Annotated in this window: 4 protein-coding genes; all 4 read left to right on the top strand. The window is 63.5% G+C overall.

The window, feature by feature from the left end:
- A partial coding sequence (gene rmuC / locus A3728_RS11600) for a DNA recombination protein RmuC (protein WP_150120750.1) occupies positions 1-551 on the top strand: 551 nt, incomplete at its 5' end.
- Between the two features lies 1 nt (position 552).
- Positions 553-1,569, top strand: coding sequence for a pyridoxal-phosphate dependent enzyme (locus A3728_RS11605; RefSeq protein WP_067923737.1), 1,017 nt, complete (start codon positions 553-555; stop codon positions 1,567-1,569).
- A gap of 253 nt (positions 1,570-1,822) precedes the next feature.
- Positions 1,823-3,142, top strand: a complete 1,320-nt coding sequence (locus A3728_RS11610) for an NAD(P)/FAD-dependent oxidoreductase (protein ID WP_067923740.1) — start codon at positions 1,823-1,825, stop codon at positions 3,140-3,142.
- 16 nt (positions 3,143-3,158) lie between these two features.
- A partial coding sequence (locus A3728_RS11615; RefSeq protein WP_150120751.1) for a DUF1365 family protein occupies positions 3,159-3,397 on the top strand: 239 nt, incomplete at its 3' end.

Raw genomic sequence — 3,397 nt, forward strand, 5'->3', positions numbered from 1 at the left:
TGCGCCGGGCGGATAGCGACCAGGCTCTGCGGGAGGCCGCGCGGGCCATGCGCGCCGCCGTTCGCACCCATATTTCTGCCATCGCGCAGAAATACATCATCGAGGGAGAGACCGCCGACGGCGCGCTTATGTTCCTGCCGTCCGAGGCGGTCTATGCCGAGCTGCATGGCAATTTCCCCGAACTGGTGCGCGAAGGTTTCGCCGCGCGGGTCTGGATCGTGTCGCCGACGACCTGCATGGCCACTCTGAACACCATGCGTGCAATCCTGAAGGATGCACGGATGCGCGAGCAGGCCGGTTCGATCCGCAAGGAGCTGGGGGCACTGCACGCGGATGTTGAACGTCTGGTCGCGCGGGTGGGCAACCTCGACCGGCATTTCGGGCAGGCCCGCAAGGATGTGGAGGACATCATGATCAGCAGCGAAAAGGCCGCGAAACGCGCCGGGCGTCTCCATAACTTCGATTTCGAAGAACTCGCCCCCGCCGATAGCGCTGATGGAGCAGGCGGGATTCTTTCGCGTGCGCCCAATGGCGCCGGACCCGGAGTTTGACATGGGGAGCCCTGATCTGTCCGCCCTGACCCTCGATGCCATGCAGGCCCGGCACGACGAGCTTTCGGGCATAATCCGGCACACGCCGACCATTCCTTTGCAGACGCCGCTGCTGACCAAAGCCTTCCCCGGGGCAACTCTGACGATGAAGCTCGAATGTTTTCAGCATACCGGGACCTTCAAGGCGCGGGGTGCGCTGTCCAACCTGATGGCCCTGTCGGATGAGGAAAGGAAGTGCGGGATCACCGCCGCAAGTGCGGGCAATCACGCCATCGCGGCGGGCTGGGCGGCGGCGCGTATGGGGTGCCCGGCCAAGGTTGTGATGCAGGACAATGCCAATCCCTACCGGGTGACGCTCGCCCGGGCGACGGGGGCGGATGTGATCCTTAAGGCACCCGGCGCCGCCACCTTTGCCGAAGCCGAACGGCTGGTGTCGGAGGAAGGCCGCAGTTTCATCCATCCTTTCGACGGGCTGCACACGGTACTGGGGACCGCCGGTGTCGGGCTGGAGTTCCTACAGGACGTTCCGGACCTCGACGCCGTTGTCGTCTCGGTCGGCGGGGGCGGATTGATCGGCGGGGTGGCTGCGGCGGTCAAGGCGTTGAGCCCGTCTTGTGAGGTTTTCGGGGTAGAGCCACGCGGCGCCGATGCCATGACGCGCAGCCTTGCCCACGGGGCGCCGGTCACGCTCGACAAGGTGGAGACGGTGGCCGACAGCCTCGGCCCGCCCATGGCGCTGCCGCTGGGGCTCGCCCTGTGTCAGGCATACGTCGACGATATGGTGACGCTTGACGATGATTTGATCTGTGCTGGCATGGCCCTGTGCCAGCAGGAGGCGAAACTCGCCGTTGAACCGGCCGCGGGCGCGGTTCTGGCTGCCGCGCTGGGGCCCCTGCGGCAGCGGTTGGCCGGGCGACGGGTCGGTCTCGTCATCTGCGGTGCGAACATCGATGTAGCAGGCTATGCAACCCTGCTGACCAGAGGGGCCGGTGCAGTGGAACGTCTTCTCGACCTCTAGGCAAAAAACACTTCACGCGGTTTTTGTTTTCCAACCGGTGATCCGCCCTATATGGCGGCACAGACGAAATAGGCGGTAGCGTTCAACCGGCGCGCGTATTCGCGCGTGGGCAAGGCAGAGCAGGACTGCGTGTTTTTCGACAGGGGACGGGATGGAATCGAACGGAATCTTTGCAACTCGCATGCAGGTTCCTTCGTGACTGTGCTGAACCCCGCACAATAACAAAGCAGATGTGACAGGAAATTTAACCATTATGCCATTCGAATCCGCGCCGGTGCAGGCACAGGCGCCTCAGCCCTATCGTCAGAATATTGCCGTCATCGGCGCCGGCATTTCGGGCATGGGCGCGGCCCATGCCCTGTCTGCGGATCACCGCGTCACCCTGTTCGAAGCGGGTTCCCGGCTTGGCGGCCACGCGCGGACAGTCATTGCCGGCAAGAATGGCGATCAGCCCGTCGATACGGGCTTCATCGTATTCAACTATGCCAATTACCCCCGTCTTGCGGAACTGTTCGACGCGCTCGATGTGCCGGTGGTTCCCTCGAACATGAGCTTCGGGGCCTCCATCGACGGGGGGCGGCTGGAATATGCGCTGACCAGCATGAATGCGGTCTTTGCGCAGCGGCGGAACCTGCTGAACCCTTCGTTCATCCGCATGCTTAATGACATTCTGAAGTTCAACCGGCGGGCTTTGGACGTGGCGCGCGATCAATCCCTGACCATCGGTGAATTCCTGCGGGTTCTGGGCACGGGCAGCTATTTCCGGGACTATTACCTGTCGCCCCTGTCTGGTGCGATCTGGTCCACCCCCACGGAACGGATCATGGATTTTCCCGCCCATGCGATGGTGAATTTCTTCCACAACCATGCGTTGCTGAACTATTCCGGCCAGCATCAGTGGTACACGGTGAAGGGCGGATCCCAGCAATATGTCGACAGGTTGGAGGCCGCGATGCTGCGCGCCGGGGTGGCGATGCGGGTTTCCGCACCGGTCAGCGCCGTCCGCCGCACGGCTCTGGGCGTGGAACTCCGGGTCCAGGGCGCGGAATGGGAAAGCTTCGATCAGGTGATCTTTGCCACCCATTCCGACGATGCGCTCGCGATGCTGTCGGACGCGCGCCCGGACGAGGCGGCGGCTTTGGGGGCGATACGGTATCAGCCCAATGACGTGGTGCTGCACGCCGATGCCTCGCTGATGCCCAAACGCAGGGCGACTTGGGCAAGCTGGGTCTATACCGAGGACGCGGACAAGCGTTCGGACCGGATCGACCTCACCTATTGGATGAACTCGCTTCAGCCGATCCCGCAGGACGACCTGCATTTCGTTACCCTGAATACCAAGCGCACGATCCGCGAGGAGTTGATCTACGATCAGGTCACCCTGCGCCATCCGGTCTATGATCTGGGCGCGCTGGCGGCGCAGCAGGAAATGCGCAAACTCAACGGTCGTGATGGCACATGGTTCTGCGGCGCGTGGATGCGCAACGGTTTCCACGAAGACGGATTGTCGAGCGCGCTGGACGTCGTGGATGGTATCCGCGAAGGGGCGGCCTTGCGTTTCGCGGCGGAATAGGGCGCCTGCGTGTAGGATGGCAGGCAAGGTCGAACATATCGCGGGCGAAACCTACCATGGCCGCAAAGGCGACATAGCCAACGCCTTCCGCTATTCGATCGACTACATTCTGCTCGACGCCGAGCGCCCCATCGTTGCCCCCTGGCCCTTTCGGCGAAACCGGCGCGGTGTCTTTGCACTGCGGGGTCAGGACCACGGGGGGGCGCCCGGGGCGGGGCGCGGTGCGCCTTGGGTGCGTTCGGTTCTGGCGGATTA

Source organism: Sulfitobacter sp. HI0040, assembly GCF_001634885.1.
In the GTDB taxonomy this organism is placed as follows: Bacteria; Pseudomonadota; Alphaproteobacteria; order Rhodobacterales; family Rhodobacteraceae; genus Sulfitobacter.